General features: G+C 70.4%; 25 protein-coding genes and 3 pseudogenes. 14 read left to right on the top strand and 14 right to left on the bottom strand.

The annotated features are described in order from the left end of the window. Positions 1-188: 188 nt before the first annotated feature. On the top strand, positions 189-1,400 hold the full coding sequence (locus LZG04_RS11995; protein WP_233815901.1) for a PP2C family protein-serine/threonine phosphatase: 1,212 nt from the start codon (positions 189-191) through the stop codon (positions 1,398-1,400). Positions 1,401-1,543: 143 nt separating this feature from the next. Here the strand turns inward: LZG04_RS11995 and LZG04_RS41665 are convergent. The 3 genes and pseudogenes from LZG04_RS41665 to LZG04_RS11980 all read right to left on the bottom strand — a co-directional run. Then, a pseudogene (locus LZG04_RS41665) lies at positions 1,544-1,735 on the bottom strand (MEDS domain-containing protein); the annotation flags it as partial. A 390-nt stretch (positions 1,736-2,125) separates the two neighbouring features. Further along, a complete protein-coding gene (locus LZG04_RS11985) occupies positions 2,126-2,482 on the bottom strand; it encodes a MerR family transcriptional regulator (protein WP_233815900.1) in 357 nt (118 codons plus the stop codon). Positions 2,483-3,773: 1,291 nt separating this feature from the next. Then, positions 3,774-4,169, bottom strand: coding sequence for an ATP-binding protein (locus LZG04_RS11980; RefSeq protein WP_233815899.1), 396 nt, complete (start codon positions 4,167-4,169; stop codon positions 3,774-3,776). A gap of 216 nt (positions 4,170-4,385) precedes the next feature. On the opposite strand from LZG04_RS11980, the gene LZG04_RS11975 reads away from it, so the two are divergent. After that, the gene (locus LZG04_RS11975) at positions 4,386-4,775 is read left to right on the top strand and encodes an ATP-binding protein (RefSeq protein WP_374202809.1); all 390 of its coding nucleotides are present in this window, start codon (positions 4,386-4,388) and stop codon (positions 4,773-4,775) included. A gap of 501 nt (positions 4,776-5,276) precedes the next feature. On the opposite strand, the gene LZG04_RS11970 is transcribed toward LZG04_RS11975, so the two are convergent. After that, the gene (locus LZG04_RS11970; RefSeq protein WP_233815897.1) at positions 5,277-5,630 is read right to left on the bottom strand and encodes a hypothetical protein; all 354 of its coding nucleotides are present in this window, start codon (positions 5,628-5,630) and stop codon (positions 5,277-5,279) included. Between the two features lie 217 nt (positions 5,631-5,847). Here LZG04_RS11970 and LZG04_RS11965 point away from each other — a divergent pair, with 217 nt between their 5' ends. Both LZG04_RS11965 and LZG04_RS11960 read left to right on the top strand, forming a co-directional pair. Continuing rightward, positions 5,848-6,210 carry an ATP-binding protein gene (locus LZG04_RS11965; protein WP_233815896.1) on the top strand — a complete coding sequence of 121 codons (363 nt, stop codon included), beginning with the start codon at positions 5,848-5,850 and terminating at the stop codon, positions 6,208-6,210. A gap of 126 nt (positions 6,211-6,336) precedes the next feature. After that, complete coding sequence (locus tag LZG04_RS11960) at positions 6,337-6,789, top strand: ATP-binding protein (protein ID WP_233815895.1); 453 nt, start codon at positions 6,337-6,339, stop codon at positions 6,787-6,789. 882 nt (positions 6,790-7,671) lie between these two features. Here the strand turns inward: LZG04_RS11960 and LZG04_RS11955 are convergent. Then, a complete protein-coding gene (locus LZG04_RS11955; protein WP_233815894.1) occupies positions 7,672-9,057 on the bottom strand; it encodes an MFS transporter in 1,386 nt (461 codons plus the stop codon). Positions 9,058-9,135: 78 nt separating this feature from the next. Between LZG04_RS11955 and LZG04_RS11950 the strand changes: the two genes are divergently transcribed. After that, a complete protein-coding gene (locus LZG04_RS11950; RefSeq protein WP_233815893.1) occupies positions 9,136-9,753 on the top strand; it encodes a TetR/AcrR family transcriptional regulator in 618 nt (205 codons plus the stop codon). A 63-nt stretch (positions 9,754-9,816) separates the two neighbouring features. Then, complete coding sequence (locus tag LZG04_RS11945) at positions 9,817-10,260, top strand: hypothetical protein (RefSeq protein ID WP_233815892.1); 444 nt, start codon at positions 9,817-9,819, stop codon at positions 10,258-10,260. A gap of 10 nt (positions 10,261-10,270) precedes the next feature. On the opposite strand, the gene LZG04_RS11940 is transcribed toward LZG04_RS11945, so the two are convergent. Further along, the gene (locus tag LZG04_RS11940) at positions 10,271-10,954 is read right to left on the bottom strand and encodes a hypothetical protein (protein ID WP_233815891.1); all 684 of its coding nucleotides are present in this window, start codon (positions 10,952-10,954) and stop codon (positions 10,271-10,273) included. A 119-nt stretch (positions 10,955-11,073) separates the two neighbouring features. Here LZG04_RS11940 and LZG04_RS11935 point away from each other — a divergent pair, with 119 nt between their 5' ends. Then, positions 11,074-11,331, top strand: coding sequence for a hypothetical protein (locus LZG04_RS11935; RefSeq protein WP_233815890.1), 258 nt, complete (start codon positions 11,074-11,076; stop codon positions 11,329-11,331). Between the two features lie 15 nt (positions 11,332-11,346). Here the strand turns inward: LZG04_RS11935 and LZG04_RS42455 are convergent, their stop codons facing one another. The 5 genes from LZG04_RS42455 to LZG04_RS11910 form a co-directional block, all read right to left on the bottom strand. Beyond that, positions 11,347-11,991 (bottom strand): antibiotic biosynthesis monooxygenase, encoded by a 645-nt coding sequence (locus tag LZG04_RS42455; RefSeq protein WP_233815889.1) that lies wholly within the window; start codon positions 11,989-11,991, stop codon positions 11,347-11,349. A gap of 90 nt (positions 11,992-12,081) precedes the next feature. After that, positions 12,082-12,249, bottom strand: a complete 168-nt coding sequence (locus tag LZG04_RS11925; protein WP_233815888.1) for a hypothetical protein — start codon at positions 12,247-12,249, stop codon at positions 12,082-12,084. Between the two features lie 331 nt (positions 12,250-12,580). Continuing rightward, positions 12,581-13,342, bottom strand: coding sequence for an acyltransferase (locus LZG04_RS11920; RefSeq protein ID WP_233815887.1), 762 nt, complete (start codon positions 13,340-13,342; stop codon positions 12,581-12,583). A 78-nt stretch (positions 13,343-13,420) separates the two neighbouring features. Continuing rightward, positions 13,421-14,635, bottom strand: a complete 1,215-nt coding sequence (locus tag LZG04_RS11915; RefSeq protein WP_267936132.1) for an MFS transporter — start codon at positions 14,633-14,635, stop codon at positions 13,421-13,423. A gap of 153 nt (positions 14,636-14,788) precedes the next feature. Next, positions 14,789-16,399, bottom strand: coding sequence for a peptide chain release factor 3 (locus LZG04_RS11910; protein ID WP_233815886.1), 1,611 nt, complete (start codon positions 16,397-16,399; stop codon positions 14,789-14,791). Between the two features lie 224 nt (positions 16,400-16,623). On the opposite strand from LZG04_RS11910, the gene LZG04_RS11905 reads away from it, so the two are divergent. The 6 genes and pseudogenes from LZG04_RS11905 to LZG04_RS11880 all read left to right on the top strand — a co-directional run. Beyond that, the gene (locus LZG04_RS11905; RefSeq protein WP_233816061.1) at positions 16,624-16,995 is read left to right on the top strand and encodes a MerR family transcriptional regulator; all 372 of its coding nucleotides are present in this window, start codon (positions 16,624-16,626) and stop codon (positions 16,993-16,995) included. Between the two features lie 61 nt (positions 16,996-17,056). Further along, positions 17,057-18,733 (top strand): ribonuclease J, encoded by a 1,677-nt coding sequence (locus tag LZG04_RS11900; protein WP_233815885.1) that lies wholly within the window; start codon positions 17,057-17,059, stop codon positions 18,731-18,733. Between the two features lie 1,397 nt (positions 18,734-20,130). Beyond that, on the top strand, positions 20,131-21,594 hold the full coding sequence (locus tag LZG04_RS11895) for a SulP family inorganic anion transporter (protein WP_374202808.1): 1,464 nt from the start codon (positions 20,131-20,133) through the stop codon (positions 21,592-21,594). A gap of 123 nt (positions 21,595-21,717) precedes the next feature. Next, positions 21,718-21,957: a DUF2795 domain-containing protein gene (locus tag LZG04_RS11890; protein ID WP_233815884.1), complete on the top strand. Its 240-nt coding sequence runs from the start codon at positions 21,718-21,720 to the stop codon at positions 21,955-21,957. 84 nt (positions 21,958-22,041) lie between these two features. Continuing rightward, positions 22,042-22,320, top strand: a complete 279-nt coding sequence (locus LZG04_RS11885; protein ID WP_233815883.1) for a hypothetical protein — start codon at positions 22,042-22,044, stop codon at positions 22,318-22,320. Between the two features lie 6 nt (positions 22,321-22,326). After that, positions 22,327-23,099: pseudogene (locus tag LZG04_RS11880) on the top strand (ADP-ribosylglycohydrolase family protein); the annotation flags it as partial. 389 nt (positions 23,100-23,488) lie between these two features. Here LZG04_RS11880 and LZG04_RS11875 read toward each other — a convergent pair. Together LZG04_RS11875 and LZG04_RS11870 are read right to left on the bottom strand one after the other, a co-directional pair. Then, positions 23,489-23,694, bottom strand: a pseudogene (locus LZG04_RS11875) (cobalt transporter); the annotation flags it as partial. A gap of 47 nt (positions 23,695-23,741) precedes the next feature. Beyond that, entirely contained in the window at positions 23,742-24,062 is a 321-nt protein-coding gene (locus tag LZG04_RS11870; RefSeq protein WP_233815881.1) for an ImmA/IrrE family metallo-endopeptidase, read from the bottom strand. A gap of 103 nt (positions 24,063-24,165) precedes the next feature. Between LZG04_RS11870 and LZG04_RS11865 the strand changes: the two genes are divergently transcribed. Then, the gene (locus tag LZG04_RS11865) at positions 24,166-24,483 is read left to right on the top strand and encodes a hypothetical protein (RefSeq protein WP_233815880.1); all 318 of its coding nucleotides are present in this window, start codon (positions 24,166-24,168) and stop codon (positions 24,481-24,483) included. Here the strand turns inward: LZG04_RS11865 and LZG04_RS11860 are convergent. Next, the gene (locus LZG04_RS11860; RefSeq protein WP_233815879.1) at positions 24,455-25,324 is read right to left on the bottom strand and encodes a metalloregulator ArsR/SmtB family transcription factor; all 870 of its coding nucleotides are present in this window, start codon (positions 25,322-25,324) and stop codon (positions 24,455-24,457) included. The genes LZG04_RS11865 and LZG04_RS11860 overlap by 29 nt on opposite strands. Positions 25,325-25,368: the final 44 nt, after the last annotated feature.

Genomic DNA, 25,368 nt, shown 5'->3' with positions numbered 1-25,368 from the left:
GCCGCCTCGCCGGTCGTGCACGCGAGGTGGCCGTGCTCGGCCTGCTCGACGCCGTACCACTCGCCCGGCCCTGAGCACGTTCCCCGTCGACTCCCATCGGCGGGCGAACTGCCGCGCGGGAGAGCCACGTGCCGCGTCCGGACGATGTGGCTTGTGGTTGGCTGGGCTTCCTGTCGTCGGAGGTTGCCGTGAACGGTGAAGTGCTGAAACCGGGTGATGTGCTGGCGGCGGCCGAAAGCGCACCGCCGGCGGACTCGGTCGAGGTCGTCGCACGCGACCTGGCGAAGCGGTTCGGGGCCTTCGACGTGTCGTTCCTGCTGGTCGACCTCGTCGACGAGCAATTGGTGCGGCTGACCTCGACGGCGCAGGACCCGAGCGGGTGGGGTGCGGCACACGTCCCCCTGCGGGACAGCGCCTACGAGGAGGTGCTGCGCACCCAGCGGCCGTGGCAGCAGCGCGACGGCGACGAAGTGCGGGCGGTGCTACCGGTGACCAACCGCGGCGACTGCGTCGGCGTGCTGGAGGTGACCGTGCCCGCCCTCGACGACGAGGTGCTGACGCAACTGTCCGAGGCGGCGCACGCGCTGGCCTACGTCATCGTCACCGACCGCCGCTTCACCGACCTCTACCACTCCGGCCGACGCACCACCCCGATGAGCCTGGCCGCGGAGATCCAACACCAACTGCTGCCCACCGCGTCCTGCTGCGAAGCCGCCCAGTTCACCGTCGCCGGCGCCCTGGTGCCCGCCGACGACATCGGCGGCGACACCTACGACTACACCCTCGACCGCGACACCCTGCACCTGTCGATGACCGACGCCGTCGGACACGACGTGGCCTCGGCGCTCACCGCGACCCTGCTCGTCGGCGCGCTGCGCCGCGCCCGCCGGGCCGGCCACGACCTGGCCGAGCAGGCGCGACAAGCCAACCAGGCCCTCCTGGACCACGGCGGGGGATCGCTGGCGACCGGGCTGCTGCTGCGCCTGGACCTGCGCCAGGGAGAGGTCGAGCTGGTCAACGCCGGCCACCCCGCACCGCTGCTGCTGCGCGACGGCGTGGTGCGACCGGTCGAGCTGGAGATCGACCTGCTCTTCGGCGTCCAGCCGCACCACTACCGGGTGCAGCGGCGCAACCTGCGCTCCGGCGACCGGCTGGTGCTGATCACCGACGGCATGTTCGAACGCGACGCCGCCGACGTCGACTTGCCGGCGTTGATCCGCGACACCGCCGGGTTGCACGCCAGGGAGGTCGTGCGGGCCGTCACCAGAGCGGTGCGCCACGCCTGCGACGACCACCTCCAGGACGACGCCACCGTGCTCTGCCTGGACTGGCACGGGACCAACCGCACCGAACGCCACGCCGACAACGGCGCCGACATGGACACCGCCTCACCTGCTTGACGTCTCACACGATCGAGCAAGCCCGCCAAACCCGCATCAACCTCCGAGGAGTGACACCGAGACGGCCCGCTCGCGCCTCGGCCCTCGTCCTTGCCGTCTTGCCGTCGGCGCCCTCCCGGAACCTGTCGCCGACACGAGGTGGGACGCGATAGTCCACAAGCGGTTGCGTGGGTCGCGGCGTCGCCCAGAGCGTCGTGCAGCAGCCTCATCCTCGCCCCGGGCACCGCCACGGCGACGGGCTGTCCCGCGGCCAGGCCGTCGAGGACGAAGGGCACGAGCGTCTTCACGTACTCCTCGTCGGAGGCGTAGAAGAAGGCCGGGTGGACGAGACCCAGCCGACGACGGCGTTTCCGGGGTGGTCATGCGATCGGCTCCGCGTGCCCGTCGCGCGGTCGCGGATGGGCTCGGTCGGAAGTCGGAGCGAACGGCTTGCTGGTGGGCATGTCCACCTTCCGACTAGGACGGGCGTCCGGTCAACCGCTGCGCGCGGACAGGGACCGCTCACCACGGAGTGGGTGTTCAAGTGCACGCACGCGACCTGCGCGAATGCCCACCCCTCCACGTCCGGTCCAGCGGAGTCGCGTATCGCCGAGCGTCGAACGCGGCGTTCCGGTGGCTGGTGCCGGCGACGGGATTCGGGACGTCGAGGGGACAGCCGGCACGATTCGCCCGTTGCCCTGCCGGAGGTTGCCCGATCGGCGGTCGACGTCCCGGTCCTGCCTGCTTCACACGCCGCGCAGCGGCGGGTAGTCCTGTCCGGGTGGTGGCGAGAGCTTGTCGTTGAGTTCGCGTGCTTCCCGGAGTTGGTCCTCCAGGGTGACGATGCGGCACGCGGCGTCCAGTCCGGTGCCCTGGTCAACGAGTTCCCGGACGCGGGCGGCGATGCGCAACTGGTGGCGGGAGTAGCGGCGGTGCCCGCCGGGGGAACGTCGGGGCTGGATCAGCTTGGCCTCGTCGAGGCTGCGCAGGAACCCCGGCGTGGTGCCGAGCATCTCCGCCGCCCGGCCCATCGTGTAGGCGGGGTAGTGGTCGTCGTCGAACTTGTCGGTCGCCGGCTGCGGCCCGGCTGTCTCTGGGGTCATCGCACCTCCGCGCGTGAAGAGGGGCCCGGCACCATCTCGGCGCCGGGCCCCTGGGGTTACGGGTTCACTTCCACCAACCGGTCCTGGGACCGGCTTGTCATGTCCACGCCGTCCGCACGAACTCCGGACAACGCGGGGATCGCATGTACGTAACCGGAAACCACCTTCCAATCGATCTGGAGTGCGGTACCCGCCCGGACGACTTCACTCCGAGGCAGGCGATCCGATGGCGTGCAACCCTTCCCTTCTCTGTCGATCCTTGCCTTGCCTGTACTGCCTCGACGGTCGGCGCCGGCCTCGTTGAACACTCCGGCTCACCTCACCAACCGCCTGCGGCCACCGTGCCGGAACCCCTTCCACTGATCGGCTCCAGCGCGCCTGACCGATGCTTCCACTTCCACTGCCGACAGTCGGACTCCGGGCCGTGCGAACTGCTGTCGAGCGTATTGCGGTTGTGCTCCCGGTACTACGTGTGCCGACTGCCCTTGACTCCGCCCGCGGAACGTTCTACTACCGGTCCCGGCCGGCGGGGTCGTACTGCTCCCAACTCGCGGGTAGTTCATCCTCTCCCGCGCCGATAGGACGTCCTCTTCTGTTCGACAGGGAGAACACTACACACACCGGCATGGGAATGTCTACTCCAGCGATCACAGATTTCCTCGATCAGGTGGCCCAGGTTGCTGACCTGCGGCGATGCACGATGTGCGTGGTCGGCGGGCTCACCCGGCCGCCGGGACCACCGCTGTCACGGCCGGCCCAGGGTGAACCGATCTTCGGGTGACGTCCGAGCGGTCCTCGCCCAGGAGTGCCGGTGGCATCCGAGCGGCAAATCTCCGAGACAGCGCGGACCCGTGCGACCGGCGAGTACCGGCGATTCGTGAGATCGAGGGAATGCGCAGGTCAGGGTCGGTGGATCACACGCGTGGACTGGGTGCACGACCACGTGTGCCAGCGGTACGACGGCCTACCCGACTTCCATGCCGGTGCGCGGGAGTTCCCGCTCCACGGCCTGGAGCGGGCCACCAGGTCTGCTACGTGGCCTCCGACGGCGTGGACGCGCCAGGGCCCAGGTCCGGGCCTGCGCTGTCGCCACCGAGGCTGCCGTGCGCGACGGGTTCCGGGTGGCCGCGGAAGCCACTCCCCTGGTGCGCACCCCTCGACAGCTCGCCGCCTTCGCCCGCTACCAGCCCCGGTGGACGGCTACATGGCCGAGCACCCGAGGAGAGTCGTCCGTGCCGCCACCGGTGATCACGCCCACCGGTCGTCCCCGGCCGCGGTGCTCGTGAGCGGCTCAGGCCGATCGGACCTCGGCCCAGACGGTTTTCCGGTCGGCGTCACGTCGATGTCCCCAGTTGACCGACAGCCGGTTGACCATGAGCAGGCCGCGCCCGTGTTCGGGTGCGCTCAACCTGCCCAGAACCGGCAGCAGGCTCGAGCTGGCGTCGCCCACCTCGATCCGCACCAGATCGCGGTCGGGCAACCGGTACATCCGCAACCGCCGCGGTGCGTGGGCATGCCGGTAGGCGTTGCCGACCAACTGCGCGGTGACGACCTGGATGTCCACGAGCCGATCGTCACCGGCCCCGGCCGCCATGTCTGAGACCAGTCCCATCAGGGCTGCTGTGGACGGGCGGCTGTCGGGCAGGTCGAGATCGACGCTCTTTCGCGGAAGATCGACAGTGTTCACTGCACGCCCTCGATGCCTGTGGCCTCACAAGGCACAGATACGGCATCTTATACCCACTCTGACGGACTGGTCGTCACGGCGACGACACGAGCCGCCGGGGTCGGTGTGGAGATCGGACTTCCCGGGTAGGTCGAGGCAATGAGTGCGGTCGAGCAGGTTGGCCCCGAGGCGCGGGGTGACGGACGTGGGGGCGAACGGGGTCGGCTCGTGTTGAGCATGGACCTGCGGGCCTGGCGGACGACGTCGCAAGAGCTGCGGCGGTGGGTGCGCGCGGCGTTGTACCGCGAAGACGAGGACTGCGCGGAGAAGGCCTGGCTCGTCCTCGCGGAGCTGACGGCCAACGCCCACGGCCACGGGCGGTCCCCGGTCGGGGTCAGGGTCTGGAGGTCGACGGCCTCGTCGACGGTGCGGATCGAGGTCGAGGACGCGTGCCGCGAGCTACCCGTCCCCGGCGTCTCCCGATGGGGCGGGACACGGGGCTTCGGCTTGATCCTCGTCGACGGCCTGGCGCACCGGTGGGGTGTCGACGTCCACTCGACGGGCAAGACCGTGTGGGCCGAACTGGTCCGCCGTGCAGCCGGAGCCGGACCCGGCCCGGTGGGATGACCGGCAACTCCTACACGCAGCCCGTCATCCACGACTCCGTGGCGCGCAGCAGCGATACCAGCTCGTCGAACCGACGACCGCAGAACGCCCGCTCGTACTCCCCCACAACCGGGAAGAGTACCGGTGCTGGTACTCCGAGGTCGACATCCGCCGTAGAACGCAAGCGCAACCCTAGATGCATATACGGGCCCCGCGAGCGCCTCCGCTCACCCATGCGCGCTGTTTGCCCTGCAACCAGCCGTCCAGTAGAACCACGGTGGCATCGACGCATGGTCACGAAGAAGTGGACCTGCCCGAACCGGACAGGACGCCCACCAGTCGACGGCACCACGGTGGCGTTGATCGAACGGATGGCTCGGAAGAACACCGGCTGGAGGCTACGGCCGGATCCGGGGCGAGCTGCCACCACCGGGGCGAGCCCGATGCAGATCGACCGGTTCGCCCGGCGGCACGGACTGGCCGCGCTGGTGGCGCGGCGGCCGTGCCCGCTGTCGGCGCCGGTCACCGGCCGCGTCCAGGACCGGCCCCTGGCGCGAGTGGGTCGACTTCGCCGAGGCCGCCACGCTGATGCGGCACCTGGGGCACCGCCGCGATGATCATCCGTCTGTACCCGGCCTCCTGCGCGAACGCGTCCAGCAGATCGGCCACCTCGCCGCCCACACTCCTGGCCCGCTCGGCAAGCGCCCGCGCCACAACGCGGATCGCCCGCTCGCGCGGCTGGTCCCACCACGACAACCCGGTCGTCGAGTCCTGCTTCGCCGCGGTCGAGGTCCGGCACCCGCCCGGCGCACCGCACTTGATCAGCCCCGACAACCTGAAAGAGGTAAACAGACAGGAGATCGACGCGGTCCCCACCGGCGCAATGGCGGTGGGAGGGTGGAGACCGCGCGGCCCTCACATCACGAAGTTATCACGAACGACGGTCTCGGGTTATAAATGGCACCGTGTCGGGTATAGCTCTCCCGGCATCCCGCGTGTAGGTTCGGGGTTTCCCATGACGGGATGTGATGCAGTGGGCGCTGGGGAACCGAACACGCTCGCAAGACCCTGGGAACTCGACCTGGGCGAGGCGGTGCCGTCGCTGGTGCGCCGGTGGACGGCCGAGGCGCTGACCGATCTGACCGACGACGAACTCGACGACTGCCTGCTGGTGGTGACCGAGCTGGTCAGCAACGCCTACGACCACGGCCTCCCGCCATGCCGCCTGCGGCTGTTCCGCTCGCTGGACCCCTGCTTCGTCCGCATCGAAGTGGACGACGCCTCCCCCGATCGACCTGTCCTGGGGCATTCCCGGATCAGCGACCTGCGGGGCCGGGGAATCATGATCGTGGATCGGCTGTGCAAGGACTGGGGTGTCACCTCGCACGCCGACCACAAGACCGTCTGGGCTGAACTCACCTGCGCCAGCGCCGGACCGCTGCCCGGCAACGGATAGCCCGTCCCGCATGGTCGTGATGGGCTGGTGGACCGTACCGGGTGATCACGGGCCTGGTGTTGTCGATCAGCCGTTGGGGTAACAGATCACCACGCTCCGAGGTCTCCAGCAGGAAGGACGCCGGCCATGATCGACGGTGGGGACACCTCGAACCCGTCCAGACCCCGGCCCGCCCGGTCATCGGAACCGCTGGTGCTCGAACTGACCGGTGACGTGCCTGAGCTGGCCGCGGTGCGGCGGTGGACCGGCGAAGTCCTGTCGGACCTGACCGAGGACGAGATCGCCGACGCGAGGTTGGTGGTGTCCGAGCTGGTCAGCAACGCCTACGAGCACGGCCGGCATCCCCTGCACGTCCGGCTGCACCGCGCCCGCAACCTGATCCGCATCGAGGTGACCGACCTGTCACCACAGGTGCCGATCGTGGGTCGTTCCTCGGTGCGGGTGACACGTGGTCGCGGAATGGTGCTCGTGGACCGGTTGTGCCACCGGTGGGGAGCCGTGCGCCACGCGGTCGGGAAAACCGTGTGGGCCGTCCTGGAACGCCGGTCCGGACACTCGAACACGCCTCTGACCGGCTGATCCGCCTGGCGTGGCTTGGTGGGCGATCGCTGCCGATCTCCACCACGTTCACGCTGATCCTCACCCGGTTCTACGGAGTCGGGTACTGGATGATCACTCGTCTCAGCAGCCCGGACAGCCCACGACGCCCAAGCGGTACCCACCCGAGTCCCGGCGCAAGGTGACCGGGTTCCTGCGGCGCCCGCGCTTGCAGCTGCTCCATGCGCCCGGTCACCTCCGAGCAATGGCTCGAAGGAGGCAACTCCCGTAGCCCGCAAGCCCTGTTCGGCTCGATGACCCGCGCCGAGCAGGACGAGACGTTCGGCAAGACTGAAGCTGCTGTGATCCGGGCCGGCGCCCACCTCGGACGCGTAGTCAACGTTCGCCGCCGAGCCAGGTGCAAGTGGCCGGCGGGTACGGGTTCACCGCGAAGCGATCACCAGCCGGGGCGTCGGCCGGCAGCTCGGCGAGCTGGTCAAGCGCGGCGGCCGGCACCGCCGAAGCCGGGACCCCGCCCCACCGCTGCCCAACTCGTCAGCACCGTAGGCGAGGACCTAGTAGGACTTCGTTAGGTCGGATGATCGGGCAGGCCAACGGTGTGATCTTGCGTTGGGGTCTGTCAACGAGCGGGCTCTGTACCGTAGTCGGTGGTGACGCTGGGTATGTGTCAGTGAATCAGCACCGGTTCGACTTCGGGGCCGCTCGGAGACATCAGGCTCCGAAGTTCAAGGATGGGTGGATGGTTGCCGACGGCACGCTGTCGGCGCGGTGGCGGGGACGGAGGAAGCCGGTGGGGATGTCCGAGCAGGATGGCGGCGTTGCCGATGCTCCCCCGGGCCGCGGCCTGCTCCAGCCCGGTGCCGGTCTGTCGACCGGGCGGAAGTGCGCCGCTGCGTACCGGGGTCAGTCGTTCGCGGAACAGCGGGTCGTGGCTTGATGGAGCGCGCCTGATGACGCGATGGCAGCAGCCGACATCACCGTGACGGCACCGAAAGCCCAGATGTGCCCGTCCGGCGACATGCGGGACAGGATGACCGCGATCGTAGCGGTGCCGAGGGCTCCGCCGACTCGTTGGACGATGTTCACCAGGGTGGTGGCGTCGCCCATGCGCTCGGCGGTGACCGTGGTGTAGGCGGCGGTGACCGCGGGCATCTGCGTCCAGGCCAGCGCGGCGCCGCGTAGCACCAGGTCGACGACCAGGATCGGTAGGGGCAGCCGGTCGAGCAGGATCAGCGGTGCGGTGGAGGCGGTGAGCAGCACCGCGCCGGTCACGGTGACGGGGCCGGCTCCCCAGCGGTCGGTGGCCGATCCGGCGAGGTAGAGGGCGGCGGCGGTGCCCGCGCCCATGGCGAGCAGCAGCATGCCGATGGTCGTGATGCCCGTGCCGGTGCGGGAGTGGAGGGCCAGCGGGAGTGCCAGCAGGCCCGCGTGCATCGCCGCGCCGGTCAGTCCCGCGGTGGCGGTCGCGGTGGCGAACGTGGGGTGGCGCAGCAGTGCCAGGTCCAGCAGCGGGGTGGTGGCTCGGGCGGCGTGCCGGGTGAAGCCGGCGGTCAGCGCTCCGCCCGCGATCACGGCGAGCGCGGGCAGTGTCGTGGAGGTGCCGGTGCCGATCTCGGTGGCGCCGTAGAGCAGCAAAGCGAGTCCGGGGGTCAGCGCGAGCATCCCGACCAGGTCGAGTCTGCGGTTCCGGTCGCGTTGGCCGCCGGGGACGAGCCGGGGCGCCAGGGCGAGTACGGCCAGGCCGACGGGCACGTTGAGCCAGAACACCCAGCGCCACGACAACGTCTCCACCAGCAGTCCGCCCACGGCGGGGCCGAGGGCCTGTCCCAGGCTGATCACCGCGCCCACGGCGCTGAACAGCCGGCCGAGTTGATCCGGACGGGCGACCAGGCCGACGACGGCCTGCCCGGCCGGCACCATCACGCCGCCGGCCAATCCCTGGGCGACCCGGGCCGCGACCAGCACCGCCGCCGACCCTGCCAGCGCGCACAGTGCGGAGGCCGCCACGAACACCGCGACCGCGACCGCCCAGACGCGGCCGTGGCCGTGGCGGGCGCCCAGCCAGGCCGAGGCGGGCAGCGACACGGCCAGGGCGAGCAGGTAGCCGGTGAGCGTCCACTGCACCACCGGCAGCGTGGAGTCGAAGTCCGCCCGCACCGACTCCACCGCCAGGGACACCACGGTCGAGTCGAGCATCGCCATGAACGCACCCGACCCGGTGACTGCCGCGATACCCCAGGTCCTGCCGGGGATGGGGGCGGGCTTGACGCGGTCGCGGTGGTCGGTCATCGGCGCTCCGGTGGACTGGGGTGGGCGACGGCCGGTTTTTATCGTACGGTGGTACGACGAAACGGGACGGTGACACGGATGCCCAAGCGGGTCGACCACGACCAGCGTCGACGGGAACTGGCCGAGGCGTTGGTGCGCTGCGCCAGGACCCGACCGCTGCACGCGATCGGGTACCGGGAGGTCGCCGCGGAGGCGGGGGTGTCGCTCAACCTGGTGCAGTACTACTTCCCCACCAAGGAGAAGCTGCTGCACGGCGGGCTGGTGCACCTGCGCGCGGTCATGGCGCGGCGGCTGCGCGACCGCCTGGCCGAGACCACCGGGGACGACGATCCGGTACAGCGCATCCGGCTGATCTTGCGCGAGTTGCTCCCCCACGACCCGGTCAGCGCGGACCTGTACCGGGTGCACGCCGCCTACGCCGCGCTCGCGCTCACCGACCCCGCCCTGGCCGCCGAACCGCACACCGCCGGCCCCGACCAGATCTACCCCGAACTCACCGACCTGGTCACCGCCGCCCAGAAGGCGGGCAGGCTGTCCGCGCACGTCGACCCGCACCTGGCGGCGGTGGCGCTGCTCGGTGCGGCCACCGGCCTGTCGGCCTACGCCGCCTCCGGCTACCTCACCTCCGAGCAGGCCGCCCAAGCGCTCGACCAACAACTCGACCTGGTCTTGGAGCCACACCGAGGCAGTCGGTGAGCACGGCCGGATGGATGACGGCAACGCCCTGCACCGCGCCGGCGATACCGTGACATGGCCGATATGACCGTTTTCGACACGGCAACCAGGTTCAAGGCCCGGCACGGGAGGCAGCCGATGGAGCGCGAGGACTATGACCGCCTGCTCGCCGGACTCGTCCGCGATCGCCCACACGGCGAGAGCCCGCTGTCCACATTGCGTCACGCACTCCGGGCGGGACTAAAGGTGCTGCCGAAGTCGGGCCGGCATGGTCCGTTCGCCCGAACGCAGACGGCGATCGCCCCGGCTACGCCCTACACAGCTGGAGCACGTGGCGTCCCGGACAGCGGATCACGGCTTGCCCGCGCGTTGGCCGAACGAACCGGCCGGCCGGTGAACGCACGACTGGAGGCGATCGCGATGGCCGCCGTCACCGCCCTGGCGACATCGACCGCCATCGAGGCGGGCGATCCCGACCCGCGATCCTCGGTCGAGGACGCGTTCGACTTCTTGGCGACCGGTCGCTGAACCACCCCGCCTACGGCGTGGTGTCACCTCGGGTCTCTGCGGTGCTGTCTGCGGTGGGTCGCGGCCTGAGCAGTGACACACCGAGGAGCATCAGCAGGGCGAGGCCGGCGGCGGCGAGGAAGCCGGTGGCCGGGGTGGTGGCGGTGATGAGGGGGCCGAAGACCAGCGGCGAGCAGAACTGGCCGGTGAACACGGCGGTGCCGGACAGGGCGGCGGCCCGGCCGCGCAACGCCGGCGGGACCTCGTTGTCGATCGGCACGGTGACCACCGGGAACAGCAGACCCATGCGCAACCCCCACAGCGCGGGAGCGACCAACAACGGCACAGGGTGCTCGACCAGCGCGTAGAGCACCAGCGAGGCGACCCAGGCGGCGACGGCCAGGCGCACGATCACGGCGTTGGAGAGCCGGGTGCGCAGGCACGCGTAGACCAGACCGACGAGGCTGCCCGCCAGTGAGGCGAGCACGACGGCGTAGACGGCGACGAGGAACGGGGCATGGATGCCGATCTCGGCCAGCCGCTGCGGCAGGAACACCGCCAGCGAGTAGGACAGCAGAGCGCTGATCAGCAGCAGCGCGTACCAGACCAGCAGCCGGGGACGCCGCGTCACGCGCAGACGCGCCACCGTGTCGGACATCGGCGGCTGGGCGACGGCCCAGGGCATGGTCAGCAGCGCGGCGACACCGATCGGCACGCCGACCAGGTCGCCGGGCCCTGACCGACGCGATCACCGGGCTGGGCGAGGACTGGGACCAGCGGTTCATCGCCACCCGCAAGCTCGCCGCGGGCACGCCGGCGCTGCGCGACCACGGCGTGCTGACCTCGCTCAAGGCGACCGAACGCCTGGTGGAGCAACTGGAGGCCAAGCTCGGTGTGGACGGCCGGGAGGACGTGCGCCTGCGGCTGCTGGGCGAGGTGTGCCTGGGCGCCTGGCGGTGCGGTGCGAAGAACTGGGTCGCCGGACGCGGCTTCGGCGACAGGCGCGGCCACGGCGGCATCACCACACTGGTGCGCCGGGTCGAGGAGGCGTTCGACGCGCTACCCACCAGCCTCGACCTCACCATTCCCTGACCCGACGCGGACTGCTCAGCCGGCGTGCAGGGCGCCGTGCAGCCGGTAGGCCCGTCCGCGGGTCGCCCGCACACCGGGGGTTTCCAGGCTGACGCGGTAGATCTCGTCCAGCTCCGCGTTGTCCATCGCCCGGTCGTGGTCCTCCAGCGAGGTCCACTCCGCGTAGTTCAGCACCCGCGTGCCGTCGACACTGAGGTGGAAGTGCGCAGTCAGCGCGCCGGGGAACGGCTCGGCCCTGGAGGCCACCTCCGCCAGGGCGTCGACGATGTGCCGCTGCCGCTCGGGCCCGTCCACGTCGAACGTGCCGGTGATGACGCAGCCCGGCACACCCGTCCCGGCCTGATCGGTCATGCTGCGGAACAAGCGGTAGCGTACGGCCTCGACCAGGTCCCACTCCCCGCCCGGGGCGCCACGCCGGTGAGCCTCGTACGCCCCGTCGTCGACCCACTGCGAGTACAGCAACAGCGCCTCGCCATCGAGGCTGGTGAACACGCTCAACGACACCAACCCGGCCGGCAGCGGACCGCCCGACCACGCGGCGAGCGCCGCGTCCGCGGCTGCACGCTGACGCTCCGAGTCGCCTGCGTACCGGGGGGCGAGCACCACCAGACCGACATCAGGCCGCGCGACGACCGGCAGGTCCTGAACGACTCCGGGCACGTGACGACTCCTCTTGATCCACGCCTGGGCGCCCGACCCTGACGTGACACCGAGGCTGTGGTCAAGCGCTTTACCTCGGCCGTTCCTGCTCTACCGCTTCAAGGACACCCCCTCATCGAGGAGCAGATCGCCGAGATCGACTTCGACAAGATCGCCGGGCGGTTCCTCGCCGACGTCACCGACTACGAGACGTTCAGCGAACAGGTGGTCACCCTGCTCGACCACGTCGACGCGGCGGTGGCCGAACGCATGCGACACAAGGCAACGCCCGAGTTCGTGGCCCGTCTCGAGGAGTGGATCACCTCGCGCGCGCGGGAGGAGTTCACGCCCGCCGGGATCGAGCGGAAGGCCAGGCGGCTCTCGTCCGGGTGGGTCGCGGGCATCTTCGACGAGTCACCCGACCTCCCGGTCTTCACGCGGCTCGACCGCGTGGCCAACGCCGCCGTGCACCTGCTCAAGCACGAGGCCCTGGACCGTGGCGGCCGGTGGACGGCCGCCGACACCGCCGCCGTCCGCAGGCAGGTGCGTGCCAAGGACGCGTTCGCCGTGTACAAGGCTTTCTACCGGGGTCCTTCCCGCCGCGGCCTGTTCAAGCCGTGGTGCGCGGCCACGGCCGCCGGGATGACGAGCAGCACGGAGTGGCCGGAGCGCCCGGTGGCCCACAGCCACAGGGCGACGCCGGCGGCGAACAGGTGGGCCCGGTGCAGCCGTGCAGCGAGGCGAGCAGGCCGCTGGGGTCCATCGGCAGCACGAGCGCGCTGCTGAGGACGGGTGCGACGATCGCGACCCACAGCAGTGCCCGCAGTCGCCACCCCGCCGACCACCGGCCACGCCACAGGACCGCCACGACGGCGAAGGCGGCGACCTGGAGCGGCACGGTCCAGTAGCTGGGGTCGACCAGGTCGAGGTCCCGCGACAGGCCGGGCGGCAGGACCAGCAGGGTCGCGAGGAGGTCGTCGGCCCCTCGGTGCAGCGCTTCCGGGCCCCACAGCCGCGTGACGGCCCAGGTGGCGACGGCCGCGACGGCGAAGGGCGGCAGCATGCGTGCCAGGCGGTTGCGGATCAGCGGCCAGGCGCCGGAGGAACCGAGGGTCTGGCAGACGAAGTAGGCCGAGACGACCATCAGCGTGCTCGCGCCGACCTGGACGTCCAGCGCGAACGGCCGTTCGCCGAGTTCGGACACCAGCAGCGGTCCGCCCCAGGTCGCGTGCTGCACGACGACGAACAGGATCGCCACTGCCCGCAGCACATCCCAGCTCGCCCGACGCCCACCGGAACGAGACCTCGGCACGACGGTCACATACACCACGCGCCCGGCGTCCGGCGACAGCCCGTCAGCGATGGGGCGCACCGCACCGGTGGTCGCGAGCCAGTTTCGACCGAATTGTCTGATCACCCCCCCGAACTCTACCCTTACGTTATAGTCGAGTTAGTCGGCGGGCCGTGCGTCCGCGTTCGCCACCACCGGCTCGTCGGCGGCGTCGATCGTGGGAGGGCGGATCAGCAGGGCGGCCACGGCGATGGCCAGCGGCACCGGTGCGGCCAGGAGCAGTGCCGGTGTGTAGCTGCCAGTGAGGTCGTGCAGGGTGGCGAAGAGCACGGGGCCGAAGGCGGTGGAGCCGACGCTGACCGAGACCACGACGCCCCGAATGCCGCCGAGGTGGCGGGTGCCGAAGTAGCGGGGGAAGGTGGCCGCTTCGAGGGTGCGCATGCCGCCGCCGGCAGCGCCCAGGAGCAGGCCGAACAACACCGCCGACAGTCCCGGTGTCACCCATGTGCCCAGCACCAGTGCGCCGAGCAGGGCGGCCATGCACAGCGCCACCAGCGGTTGGCTCCGCATGCGGTCGACCAGGAAGCCCGTGGCCAGGGTGGCGACGAGGGTGGCGGCGGTCTGGGGCAGGAAGTTGGCCGCCGCGGCGGTGGCGGTCAGGCCCCGTGCGGTAAGCAGGCTGATCTGGTGAAAGTTGATCGCGGTGGACAGCAGGCCGCGGGCCGCGACCCCGGCCGTGACCACCCAGAAGAACGGGGTGCGCAAGGCCATACCACGGGGCACTCCCCACTGCGGCGCAGGCGGTTCGTCGTCATGCAGGGTGGCTCCGTCCGGTTGTTGGCCGAGGTCGGCGGGCCGGTCGCGCAGGGCGAACCAGGCCACCGGCAGCACGACGGCCAGCACCACGACTCCTTCGGCGAGCCAGGCCCGCCGCCAGCCCCAGTCGGAGACCAGGACCTCCAGCAGGACCGGGGTCAGCGAGATGGCCGAGGCGCCGATCGCGCTGACCAGGCCGAGCGCGGTACCCCGGCGGCGGTCGAACCACAGCGCCACCACGGTGGTCGCGGCCAGTCCGAGCGCGCCCTGGCCGGCCATGCGGATGGCGACGAAGCCCGCCGTCAGCCCCACTACCGAGCTCACCGCGGACAGCGCGCACAGGGTGCCGCCGAAGACCAGTCCGATCACCACCACGACGCGGCGGGCGCCGAAGCGGTCGAGCGTGCGTCCGACCAGCGGCATGGCCAGGGCGCCGGTGAGGGTGCCGACCAGGTAGGCGGTGGACACGGCGGATCGGCTGATGCCGAGGTCGGCGATCACCGGGTCGATGAACATCGACACCGCGGCGGTCTGGCCCGGCGCGGTGAGCGCGACCAGCAGGGTCGCCCAGCCGACGACGTGCCAGCCGTAGAAACCCGAGGGCGCGAGCGCACGGCGCAGCGGGCGGACGAGCGTGGGCAGGGCGACTCCTCACGAAGGGGATGCGATCCACGCTGACCGCGGCGAACACGACGAGGCTAACCCGCCGGATCAGTCGGTGCCCGCGACGAGAGGCTCCAGGGGCACCTCGGGGTGCAGCCGCTTGAGCACCCCGAGGGCGGTGGAGTCGGAGAACAACGCCAGATGGGTGCCGTCATCACGGGTGAGAACCTCGCCGCGGTTGTTGTCGACCACGGCCCGGTGGGCCGGGTCGGTCAGGCGGCGCACCACCGTGTAGGGCAGCCGGTCCAGGCGGACGGGTGACTTGAACTCGGCGTCCAGGCGGTGGGCGGCGACCTCGAACTGCATCGGTCCGACGGCGGCGAACACCGGCGCGCCGTCACCGCGGCGCGGGGAGCGGAGGATCTGCACCACACCTTCGGACCCGAGTTGTTCGATGCCCTTGCGGAACTGCTTGGAACGGCCCAGATCCAGCGGTCGCACCACGGCGAAGTGCACGGGCGCGAAGCTGGGCAGCCCGGGGAAGCGCACGGCCGGTTTGTCGGTGTAGAGCGTGTCGCCGACCCGCAGCGAGGTGGCATTGACCAAGCCGATCACGTCACCCGGGTAGGCGGTGTCCAATGTGGATCGCTGCTGCCCGAACACCTGCTGGACGTACTTGGTGGCAAACGGTTTTCCAGTCGTGGCGTTGGTCACGATCATGCCCCGTTCGAACACCCCCGAGCACACGCGGGCGAAGGCGACCTGGTCGCGGTGGGACGGGTCCATGCCGGTCTGGACCTTGAACACGAACGCCGAGAACGGCGCGTCCAGCGCACGGGCACGTCCGTGGAGGTCCGCACGCGGCTCGGGACGTGGCGCGAGTTCGACGAGCAGGTCCAGCAGGTGCCGCACGCCGAAGTTGAGCACCGCCGACCCGAACAGCACCGGCGTGGCGGAAGCATCCAGGAAGCGTTGCAGGTCGAAGTTCCCGCCGGAGGCGGCCAACAGGTCGGCCTCCTCGACCGCGCGGCGCCACTCGTCGCCTTCCTGGGCTTCGGCCGCGTGCGGGTCGAGGCGTTCCTGTCCGGCGACGGTGGCGCCCCCGGCGGTGCGCGCGTAACGGATGAAGTGCCCGTCACGGCGGTCCAGCACGCCCCGGAAGTGGCCCGCGTCGCCTACCGGCCAGGTCAGCGGCATCGGCTGGAGCCCGATGCGGTCCACCAGCTCGTCGCACAGTTCCAAGGCGTCGCGGCCGGGCCGGTCCCACTTGTTGATGAACGTGATGACCGGGATGCCGCGGTGGCGGCACACGTCGAACAGCTTGAGCGTCTGCGGTTCCAGGCCCTTGGCCGCGTCCAGCAGCATCACCGCCGAGTCCACGGCCGCGAGCACCCGGTAGGTGTCCTCGGAGAAGTCGGCGTGCCCCGGCGTGTCGAGCAGGTTGACCACCGCGTCGCCGTAGGCGAACTGCAACGCCGCCGAGGTAATGGAGATCCCACGAGCCTTCTCCATCTCCATCCAGTCCGACACCACACCGCGCCGACCCGACTTGCCGTGCACCGCCCCGGCCTCCGAGATCACCCGCGCGTGCAGCGCCAACGCCTCGGTCAACGTCGACTTGCCCGCGTCCGGGTGACTGATCACCGCGAACGTGCGCCGCCGATCCGCCTCCCGCAGCACATCGGCGGGTGAGGCGGTAAACACATCTGCGGCGATCATGCTCATCGCTCCTGGGTTTCGACGGGCGCCGGCGATTCTACTCTTACGTTACGGTAGTATTCGACCGTGCCCTCCATCGCGTGGGTCGGACACCCGGGTCTCTTCCCTCGACTGGGATCCGGCCGGTGCGTCGCGGGAGTACGAATGTGACTCTCGCGTCACACCGGGTGTCACAATGGGCGGATCGCGTACTCGGCGTCGGAAGGAATCTTGTGGGCGGGCACATGCAGATCGGCGAGGTGGCCGACCGGACCGGCCTGTCGCTGCGCACGATCCGCTACTACGAGGAAGTCGGCCTGGTCGTGCCCAGCGCCCGCAGCCAGGGCGGGTTCCGCCTCTACACCGAACCCGACGTCGACCGCCTCCAGGTTATCAAGCGCATGAAACCGCTCGGCTTCCAACTGGAGGAGATGCGCGAGCTGCTCACCATCCTCGGCGCCCTGACCGCCGCCGAGGACGACGACCGCGACAAGCACCTCGACCGCCTCGCGCAATTCCACGCCACCGCCGAGGAGCGCTGTGAGGAACTGCGCGCCCAACTGCGCATCGCCGAGGACTTCGCCGCCACCCTGCGCGCTCATCTACCCCACGCCTGAGCGCCCCGGACCGGGTCGATTTAGATTCCCTCACACTCTCACGTAACGTGAGGGTGTGACCATGGCTCGAACCTCCACCCCTCCACCGGCCCTCGCTTCCGGCTCCCTGCGCGTCATCGCCTTGGGTGGCCTCGGTGAAATCGGCCGGAACATGACCGTGTTCGAATACGAGGGCAAGCTGCTCGTCGTCGACTGTGGTGTGCTGTTCCCCGAGGAGCACCAGCCCGGGGTGGACGTGATCCTGCCGGACTGGACCTGGATGCGCGACCGGCTGGACGACGTGGTCGCGGTCGTGCTGACCCACGGCCACGAGGACCACATCGGCGGCGTGCCCTACCTGCTGCGCGAACGGCCCGACATCCCCATCGTCGGCTCCCGGCTCACCCTGGCGCTGCTGACGGCCAAGCTGGTCGAGCACCGCATCACGCCGGTCACGGTGGAGGTCGAAGAGGGCAGGCGGCTGTCGCGCGGGCCGTTCGACCTGGAGTTCCTGGCGGTCAACCACTCCATCCCCGACAGCCTCGCCGTCGCCATCCGCACCGCCGCCGGCCTCGTGCTGCACACCGGCGACTTCAAGATGGACCAGTTCCCCCTCGACGGGCGGATCACCGACCTGCGCGGCTTCGCCCGCCTCGGTGAGGAGGGCGTCGACCTGTTCCTGGTCGACTCCACCAACGCCGACGTGCCCGGCTTCACCACCGCCGAACGCGACCTCGCCCCCGCCATCGACGAGGTGTTCCGCACCACGCCGCGCCGGGTCATCGTGTCGAGCTTCGCCAGCCACGTCCACCGCATCCAGCAGGTACTCGACGCCGCCCACGCGCACGGCCGCAAGGTCGCCTTCGTCGGCCGCTCCATGGTCCGCAACATGGGCGTGGCCACCGAACTGGGTTACCTCAAGGTGCCCGACGGCCTCGTCGTCGACATCAAGCGCATGGACCGGATGTCGCCCCACCAGGTGACCCTTGTCTGCACCGGCTCCCAGGGCGAGCCGATGGCCGCACTGTCGCGCATGGCCGGTGGCGACCACTCCATCCAGGTCGAGGAGGGTGACACCGTCCTGCTGGCCAGCTCGCTGATCCCCGGCAACGAGAACGCCATCTACCGGGTCATCAACGGCCTGATCGACCGCGGCGCGAACGTCGTGCACAAGGGCAACGCCAAGGTCCACGTCTCCGGTCACGCCAGCGCGGGCGAGCTCGTCTACTGCTACAACATCGTGCAACCCGCCAACGTCCTGCCCGTGCACGGCGAGGCACGCCACCTGCGCGCCAACGCCGAACTCGCCATCAAGACCGGCGTGGACCGCGACCAAGTGCCCATCGCCGCCAACGGGCACGTCATCGACCTCCACGAAGGCCGCGCCCGCATCACCGGCAAGGTCGAGGTCCACAACGTCTACGTCGACGGCCAGACCGTCGGCGGCGTCACCGAGACCTCACTGGCCCAGCGCCGCACCCTCGGCGAAGAAGGCGCCATCACCGTCGTCGCGATCGTCGACATGGACTCGCGTCGGCTCACCGAACCCCCGGACTTCATCGCGCACGGCTTCGAGCACGACACCTCCACCTTCGCCTCCGCCATCCCCGCCATCGAGAAAGCCCTGGCCGGCGCGAACGAACGCGGCGTCACCGACTTCGGAGGACTGGAACGGCTGATCGCACGCGAGGTGCAGAACTGGGCGTACCGGACCCACCGCCGACGCCCCGTCGTCATCCCCGTCGTCATCGAGGCCTGACACCAGTCGGCGCGCCCCACCGGCCGGCGGCACCCGGCACACCGCCGCAGCCGCCGGCCACAGCTGCGCCGACTCAGCTCGGTGCGCGACTACGACGTCGCTCTCCCCGGCGCTCTCCTCCCCGCCGTCCTGGTCACGCAGCGCTGCTCCCACGCCGCACTGCAGGGTGTCGAGGGCGACGTGACCGCCGGCACGGGTATGTCCATGACGGGTGGAGTTCCCCGGCGGGGCGCGTCGCGGAGAACCTGAGTGCGTCGGCACAGCGGTCGCGACCAGTTGGCGGGTGGTCCGGTTTTCCCGCTCTCCAAGACCGTCCCGCTTCGCGTGGCGTGGCGAGCGATCATCCGGCGGTGACCGGAGCGCCTGTCCGGGGTCCGGGCCGTCCTCGACCACGTGGCGTTCCGGAATGGCTTGAGCCCGCCTGCCCTGACCGTCAGCCGCCTCCCGCCGATCCCGATCGCAGCCGTGCCAGCACGGCGACGTACGCGGCGGTCCGCCCGCGCGGTTCTTGCGGCACGGCGGCTCGGGGATGCGGTCGAGCACCTCGCGGGGGTCGCGCACCCACACGTGCACGCCCGCCAGCTCGAACTCCGTCGCGCCGGCGCGCAGGTGCGCGTAGGTGCCGGTGATCTCCGGCGGCACGTCGAGCATCCCCAATCGGGTGACGAACAGGTGGTCGAGATTGGCCGACGTGGCCGGCCGCGGCGTCCAGGCCAGGCACTGCTCCAGGGTCAGGCCCGGCTTCCAGTCGGGGAAGAACGCGGGCACCGCGCCCGCCTCGGCCGGCAGCCCGGCCAGGCGGTCCAGGTTTTCCGGCGCCAGGTCGGGCACCACGTCCAGGTCGTCGGGCCGCAGGTCGGCGCCGTAGAGCGTGAGCACCGTCGAACCGCTGAGCACCCACTCGACGCCGCGATCACGCAGCAGCCGCAACAACTCCGCCAGACGCAACGGCGGACGATCCCTCGGGTCGAGCACCCCGCCGACCGTAGCCGAGCAGGATGCTGTGGAGAGCTTGCTCACCATCAGTCCACCCCATCTGGGATCAACTGTCACGTCAGGGTAGAGTTCCCTGTGGTTGCGCCGGAGAAGCCGCGGCCCGTCATGAAACCCCGATCCCCTGGTCACCAGGGCGTCGCGTGGGGTTCGTCCGGACTTCGAGAGGCACCCGACGCATGAGCACCGCACCGGAGGTCCGCGGCACCTAGCACCACGGTCGCGAGATCAGCGGTTCGCGGCACCACCCCACACTTCCCGCCTGCCACGAGGCAGGCACACCCCGCGCCCATCGTCGCGCGCCGGGACCACCCCTGTTCACCACGCGAGTAGCGCCTGCCCACTCGCGCTCAAGTCCCCCGAGGTGACGTTTGTCCTCGTTCGAGGCCGCCCCGCGCCCCACCCTGATGTCCAGGGTGCGCGTGAACTGGTTCGCCAACCCCCGCGCCGACCTGCTCTCCGGCCTGGTCGTCGCCCTCGCGCTCATCCCCGAGGCGTTGTCGTTCTCCATCATCGCCGGTGTCGACCCGAAGGTCGGGCTCTACGCCTCGTTCACCATCGCGATCATCATCGCGTTCTCCGGCGGCCGACCCGGCATGATCTCGGCCGCGACCGGCGCGATGGCGTTGGTGCTGGTGCCGCTGGTGCGCGACCACGGCGTGGAGTACCTGTTCGCCGCGACCATCCTGACCGGTGTCTTCCAGATCCTGTTCGGTCTGATCGGCGTGCACAAGCTCATGCGCTTCGTGCCACGCACCGTCATGGTCGGCTTCGTCAACGCCCTGGCCATCCTGCTGTTCACCGCCCAGATCCCGCACATCACCGCCGGCGGCTGGCCCGTCATCGCGCTGGCCGTGCTCGGCCTGGGCATCATCTACCTGCTGCCCCGCCTGACCAAGGCGATCCCCGCGCCGCTGGTCGCGATCGTCGTCATCACCTCGCTCACGGTCTTCCTGCATATCGACGTCCCGACCGTGGGCGGCATGGGCGACCTGCCCGACGCCCTGCCGATCCTGGGCATCCCGATGGTGCCGTTCGCCTTCGAGACCCTCACCATCGTCGCGCCCTACGCCCTGACCCTCGCCGTGGTCGGCCTCATCGAGTCGCTGCTGACCGCGCAGCTGATCGACGACCTCACCGACACCCCGTCGAAGAAGGGCGTCGAGGTCCGCGGCCAGGGCATCGCCAACATCGCCACCGGCTTCCTCGGCGGCATGGCCGGCTGCGCGATGATCGGCCAGTCCATCATCAACATCAAGTCCGGCGGCCGCACCCGTCTGTCCACCCTCGCCGCCGGCGTGTTCCTGCTGATCCTGGTGCTCACCCTCGGCCCGGTCGTCTCGCTCATCCCGATGGCCGCGCTGGTCGCGGTCATGGTGTTCGTGTCGGTCAGCACGTTCGACTGGACCAGCATCAAGCCCGGCGCGCTGCGCCGTGCGCCCAAGAGCGAGACCGCCGTCATGGTGGTGACCGTCGGCGTCGTCGTGGCCACCCACAACCTCGCCCTCGGCGTCGTCGCCGGAGCCCTGCTCGCCGCGGTCTTCTTCGCCCGCCGCGTCGCCCACCTCGTCGACGTCTCCAGCGTGCTGGACCCCGACGGCACGATCCGCGTCTACGCCGTCACCGGAGAGCTGTTCTTCGCCTCCACCAACGAGCTCATGCACTCCTTCGACTACACCGACAGCGTCACCAAGGCCGTCATCGACCTGTCCGACGCCCACGTCTGGGACAGCTCCGCCGTGGCCACCCTCGACGCCGTCACCACCAAGTTCGCCGCACGCGGCATCGACGCGGAGATCATCGGCCTCAACGCGCACAGCGAACAGCTGCACAGCAAGCTCACCGGGCAACTCGCCGGCTCGCACTGACCGAGCACGGACGAAGCCGATGACGGCGAGGGGCGGCACCCGGTGGGTGCCGCCCCTCACTCGTGCTCCCGTCATGAGCACCACCACTCTACACAACCCTCACGTTAGAGTAGAGTTGGGGTCATGGAAACCGCCCACCCCGGCACCGGCCGGGCACTGACCCAGACCGAGATCATCGACTGCGTCCAGGACGCCTTCCTGGCCGGCTCCGCGAGCAAGATCGACCTGATCAACGCCGCCCTGCGCTGCGACGCGCGCCCCGCCGTCTTCGCCGCGATCAACAAACTGCCCGAACGCCGGTTCACCTCCGTCCTCGACATGCTCTCGTGCATGACCGAGGTGACCTTCCAAGCGGCCCGCTGAGGCGCCGTGCTCCGATCGGAACCCGCCGACCCCGTACACCGAAACGATCGCCCGTCGCGACCGGCACCCGACGTCGAACCGGTCGTGACCGGCGAGTCGCGCTGCTCGACCCCCGGCCGCCCGGCACGCCGGGCGCGGGAGCTGATGGCAGCCGCCACCCGCAGCGGGATGCTGACCTGCGAGGTCGGCGACACCGCCAGCCGGGGGCACCTGCTGCGCGGGTTCCTGATCGTGCACTTGGCCGACGCGGTGGCCGCGACGATCGACGGCGAGCCGCACGTCCTGCACGCCGGAACCCATCGGATCGGCGCCGGCAGTCAACCCCTCTACCGAATCGTGCTCCACCCCAGTGGAACCCGGTGACCCGCGATGACCTCGACCAGGACCCCGACCCGCGCGGACAAAGCCCGCGGACTGCTGTTGGGCACCGGCCTCGGTAACGCCCTCGGCGCACCGTTCGAAGGCCGCGACACAGTGCCACCCGACGCCCTCGCCGCCGAGGAACACGCCCCGAGCCTGCTGGTCCACACCGACGACACCGTGCTCACCGTCGTGCTCGCCGAACACCTCGCCGCTCGACGCGACCCCGGACTCCTCGACGAAAACCGGCTCGCACGCGAGTTCGCCGCGGCCTGGCAACGTGAACCGTGGCGCGGCTACGGCACCGGAAGCCCACAGGTGTTCGGTCTCCTGCACGCCGGAGTCCCGTGGCGCGAGGCCGCCCACGCCTTCCTCGACACCCAAGGCTCCCAGGGCAACGGCGCCGCCATGCGCGTCGCCCCCGTGGCACTGGTCGCCACCAGCGCGGAGCACGCGGTCGAACTGGCCGACCGCAGCACCACCGTCGCCCACGCCCACCCCACGGCCGGCACGGCGCCCGATGCCAGGCAGCCGCCACCTTCCTCGCACTGCGCAGCGACCCGACAACCCCGCTGGACCACATCCGGTTCCTGCTCGACCTGCAACGGCTCCTTCCCTCACGGCTGTGGCAGGACAAACTCGGCCGCGTCGCCACACTCGCCCACCACGCCACCCCCACCGAGGCCGCCGCAGCGCTGGGCAACGACCCCTCCGCCCTGTCCTCGGTCCCGCTCGCCCTGCTCGCCTTCCTGAGCAACCCCGACGATCCGGTCGAAGCGATCCGCTACGCCATCCACGCGGGCGGCGCCACCGACTCCACCGCCGCCATGGCCGGCGCCCGCAACGGCACCACCACACTGCCCACCACCTGGTTGCGCCGATTCCACACCACCACCAGACTGCCCGACCTCGCCGATCGCCTCACGGGATAGACCCATACCGGTTCCATGCGTTCATGGTCTTCGTGGGTGGTGGCTGGCCGCAGCGCCGGCGACCGAGCGATGTCACCATCGGTGGGAGCCGACCGCCGCAACGAGCCAGCGCAGCGGGCGCGGGAATCGCATGCCACGGCGCCCTTTCGCGTGAAGGTTCTCTTTGGCCGCGCGCAGTTGGAGTGCGGGAAGGCCGGGCAGGCACAGCCCGTCGATGACGAAGAGTTCGAGGTCATGACCCAGAACCAGCCCAACAGCGAGTTGAGGATCAGGCCCACAAGGAGCACTCCGCGGACAGGCAGATGCACATCACGGTCTGCTCGAAGTCCGCGACGGCGCTGACCGAGCCCAGTTCGCGTCCGGCGCGGTGCTGCGCGGACCACAGGAACGGCATGACCATCAGCGACACGGCCGCCAGGACGATGCCGACGTTGCAGTGGTCGGCGTGCCCGCCGGTCAAGGATCCGCGTCGGCTTCCCGCCTCCCGGTGGGTCAGTCCACCAGCTCGTACTTCTCGAATAGGTCCTTGCCGAACCGGTAGTCCTTGAGTTCGAACTGCAACCGGCAGGCCACGATCGCGGGTGCGACACCGAGCCGATCCGCGAACGCGCGTACCTGGCGCGAGTTCCACGAGTTGAGCTTGATCAGTTCACTCCGGTACGCGGGCGAGACGAGCAGGTCGGCCGCGAACTTGTTCGCCTCGGTTTCCTCGTCGGAGGATCCGCTGTCGAGTACCGGCGGCGGCTGACCTGGGCGCGGCAGTTCGGCGAATGTCGGTGGGCGGTGGAGAACGCCCGCGGTCTCGGCCTGCACCTGGCGCAATGGCTGATCGCACAAGGTGGGGTCGTGGTGGACGTCTCGCTGACACCACCGTCCGGGTACGGGTGCTGTCGTCGGCTATCTCTACGCTCGAGTCATGACCTTTACAGCACTGCACCGCGCTCTCGGGGTCGCGCCGGAGCCGTTGACCGACGAACTGCTCGATGATGCGGTGACCACGGGCATGGTGGAGGCGGACGACCTGGATTGGAAGCTGGAGCTGCCTCCGGTGAAAGGTCTCCCGCAGACGGACTTTCGAAGCGGCGAGCCCCACCGCCGCTACCTGAAACGATACCGCCCCGCGGTTCGGCGCGACCACGGCTGTGTTCACCATGGTGAGGGCGCTGTCCAGACAGTTCCGGTTCGACAGTTCGGGCCGCCGACGTTCAGCAGGTGGCGCAGTCGGGTGCGGTGAGGACGGAGGCCGAGTCGGCGCGGCGTTCGAGCATGACGGTGTCGCGCCAAACGCCGTGGTGCCGGGCGATCCGCTCGCGGACGCCGACGGTGCGGTAGCCGGCCGAGTGGTGCAGGGCGATGCTGGCCCGGTTCCCCGGGAAGATCGCGGTCTGCAGCGTCCAGAGGCCGCCCTCGTCGGCGGCGGTGACCTGCTTGTGCAGGAGCGACTTGCCCACGCCCCGGCCCCGGAAGCCGTCGCCGACGTAGACCGACGTCTCAGCGACGCCGGAGTAGCACGCACGGGCCGAGACAGGGGTGGCCGCGGCCCAGCCGGCGACCCGGCCGTCGACGACGGCGACCCAGCGGTGCCCCGGCAGCCACTTCGACTCCAGCGCGCGGCGGCTCGGGGTTTCGGTCTCGAAGGTGGCGTTGCCGGTGGCGATGCCCTCGCCGTAGATGCGGCGCACGTCCGACCAGTCGTCCTCGCCCAGCGGGCGGACGGTGACGTCGGCGGGCAGGTCGGTCGGGCAGCACGGCCGCGTGACGATGGTGCCCATGACGGCGTCGGCGGCGTGCGGCAGGCCCGTGCAGCACGCCGGGTTGACCGACACCAGGGTGGCGGTGCCCTCCTTGCGCAGCCGGACGAAGCCGACGTCGGCGAGCTTGCGCAGGTGGTGCGAGCAGGTGGACTGGCTGACGCCGACCGCCTCGGTCAGCGCCCCCACTGTGATCTCGCCGGGGTGAGTGGCGACGGTATGCAGCAGGCGCACCCGGGTGGGGTCGGCCAGGCAGGCGAACCACTCGGCGTAGGTCGAGGCATCCTCGGGAGCGAGGCCCACCGCGGGCAGCGTCGTCGTCATGAGTCCAGTCTATCGATTGAAGTCGATGGTTGTATCCATCGAAC

The sequence above is a fragment of the Saccharothrix sp. S26 genome (assembly GCF_021390395.1).
Classification (GTDB): Bacteria; Actinomycetota; Actinomycetes; order Mycobacteriales; family Pseudonocardiaceae; genus Actinosynnema.
The sequence above is the reverse complement of the archived record's forward strand: the minus strand, read 5'-3'. Positions and strand labels throughout refer to the sequence as shown.